This window comes from Enterobacter cloacae complex sp. GF14B (genome assembly GCF_004136805.1).
GTDB lineage: Bacteria > Pseudomonadota > Gammaproteobacteria > Enterobacterales > Enterobacteriaceae > Enterobacter > Enterobacter hormaechei_C.
Genome location: NZ_QFRV01000204.1, coordinates 1 through 2,272, shown reverse-complemented (window position 1 = coordinate 2,272; position 2,272 = coordinate 1). Strand labels below are relative to the sequence as shown.

Annotated in this window: 1 protein-coding gene and 2 pseudogenes; 2 read left to right on the top strand and 1 reads right to left on the bottom strand. The window is 46.8% G+C overall.

What is annotated here, in order from left to right; genetic code table 11:
- Window positions 1-75 (top strand): annotated as a pseudogene (locus DD606_RS26040) (IS6 family transposase); the annotation flags it as partial.
- Between the two features lie 53 nt (window positions 76-128).
- Here the strand turns inward: DD606_RS26040 and DD606_RS24680 are convergent.
- Window positions 129-760 (bottom strand): annotated as a pseudogene (locus DD606_RS24680) (transposase); the annotation flags it as partial.
- A 394-nt stretch (window positions 761-1,154) separates the two neighbouring features.
- Between DD606_RS24680 and DD606_RS24675 the strand changes: the two are divergent.
- Window positions 1,155-1,811: a quinolone resistance pentapeptide repeat protein QnrS1 gene (locus tag DD606_RS24675; RefSeq protein ID WP_001516695.1), complete on the top strand. Its 657-nt coding sequence runs from the start codon at window positions 1,155-1,157 to the stop codon at window positions 1,809-1,811.
- Window positions 1,812-2,272 lie beyond the last annotated feature (461 nt).

Below are 2,272 nucleotides of genomic sequence, written 5' to 3'. Positions count from 1 at the left end.
GGCCAGGCCTCAGCATTTTATTATGGTGATCCCCTGGGCGAAATGCGCCTGGTAAGCAGAGTTTTTGAAATGTAAGGCCTTTGAATAAGACAAAAGGCTGCCTCATCGCTAACTTTGCAACAGTGCCGAAGCAGATTATGCGTTCTCATAATGCGATACACCCGCTTTGCATTAACCACAGGCAGGCCGTCCCGCTCCGACTCCCGTCGCAGCAGCGCCCACACACGGCGATAACCATACGTCGGCAGGTCAGCCACCGCCATGTTTATCCGGGACAATACGGTGGTATCGTCAGAACGGGGCTGCCGTCTGCGATCCTGTCAGTCAGATGGCCGGTGAACCCGAATGCTCAACTGCGCACGCGACACGCCAAGACTTCTGCAAACGTCGCTTATTCGTCGTTCCCAGGCAACGAGGGCGCATGCGCAATCCATTTTTTTGCCCGGCCGAACTCCACGGCCTCTTTGAGTATCTCGGCTTCCATCGTCTTTTTGCCCAGAAGGCGCTGGAGTTCGCGAATTTGCTTATTGGCGGCAGCGAGTTCGGAGGCCGGCACCACTTCCTCGCCCGATGCAACAGCCGTCAGTGAACCGTCTTAATATTGCTTGCGCCATTTGAATATCTGGTTTGCATTGATGCCATGCAGGCGCGCGACATGAGACACGGTCATACCGGGCTCCATAGTCTGCTGAATAATGGCAATTTTTTCCTGCGGTGTACGACGCCGACGCCGCTCAGGTCCTGATAACACTCCAACCATCTTATCGTTCTGACTGGTATTAAACATAGTTCCAAGACTACCTCTTATTTTAAGAGAGTCGAAGTGTCTGGTGATCTATGGGGCCAGTCTAGCCCTCTTCCAAGTGTAGGGAGATATAGTCAAAGTTTGCTTCTCCGCCGATGAGTCCGCCCTGCGTCGGATAGTCCGATTTTTTACCGGCGAAGCACGGCTCTCCTAACCCTATCTAAAGCGAATAACTTTTTTCAACAGGGCCGCGTGCCAATGCAAGAGCGATAGGCGCTCTACGCGCCAATTTGACCACTTAAAACAGGTAAATTGAGGGGTTGTAATGTGTTGATGTAACAGGCTTTTATTTTAATGTCTTGGCATATGTATAATGGTAGTCTAGCCCTCCTTTCAACAAGGAGTACTCATGGAAACCTACAATCATACATATCGGCACCACAACTTTTCACATAAAGACTTAAGTGATCTCACCTTCACCGCTTGCACATTCATTCGCAGCGACTTTCGACGTGCTAACTTGCGTGATACGACATTCGTCAACTGCAAGTTCATTGAACAGGGTGATATCGAAGGCTGCCACTTTGATGTCGCAGATCTTCGTGATGCAAGTTTCCAACAATGCCAACTTGCGATGGCAAACTTCAGTAATGCCAATTGCTACGGTATAGAGTTCCGTGCGTGTGATTTAAAAGGTGCCAACTTTTCCCGAACAAACTTTGCCCATCAAGTGAGTAATCGTATGTACTTTTGCTCAGCATTTATTTCTGGATGTAATCTTTCCTATGCCAATATGGAGAGGGTTTGTTTAGAAAAATGTGAGTTGTTTGAAAATCGCTGGATAGGAACGAACCTAGCGGGTGCATCACTGAAAGAGTCAGACTTAAGTCGAGGTGTTTTTTCCGAAGATGTCTGGGGGCAATTTAGCCTACAGGGTGCCAATTTATGCCACGCCGAACTCGACGGTTTAGATCCCCGCAAAGTCGATACATCAGGTATCAAAATTGCAGCCTGGCAGCAAGAACTGATTCTCGAAGCACTGGGTATTGTTGTTTATCCTGACTAATTGCTTTGATGTGTGATTTTAAACGCTCAAATTTATAAAACGAATAATATTGTCAACCTTGCAATAATAGACATAGGGACAACCATGTATAAATTTTTACCCTCAGGCGTCTTCACAATAGAGCCATATAGCAGTGGGTCACTTAGTGGGCTTAATTTTTCCATTAAAGATAATATTAATATTGCTCAGTATAAAACATCATATGGTAGCCCATCTTGGCAAGTAAACATAAGGCTGCCATTTATAAGGCACTGTTGCAAAAATGTGGAGGTGATAGGGGTACTACGCCGGAACCCCAGATTTTTCCGTCCGTTCAAATTATCCACGGTTGAACGAGAGCATGAAAAACCTCGGGGCAGCCATCGAATGATGCCATCTACAGGGGTTAAAATAACCACCATCATTTCATAACAATACCTGCTGACTATGAAGATCTACGTCATCAAAATAGCAGTTCATGG

Bases quoted from the DNA above. Each gene is read 5' to 3' on its own strand.
- DD606_RS24675 (WP_001516695.1), top strand. From the start codon at position 1,155: ATGGAAACCTACAATCATACATATCGGCACCACAACTTTTCACATAAA.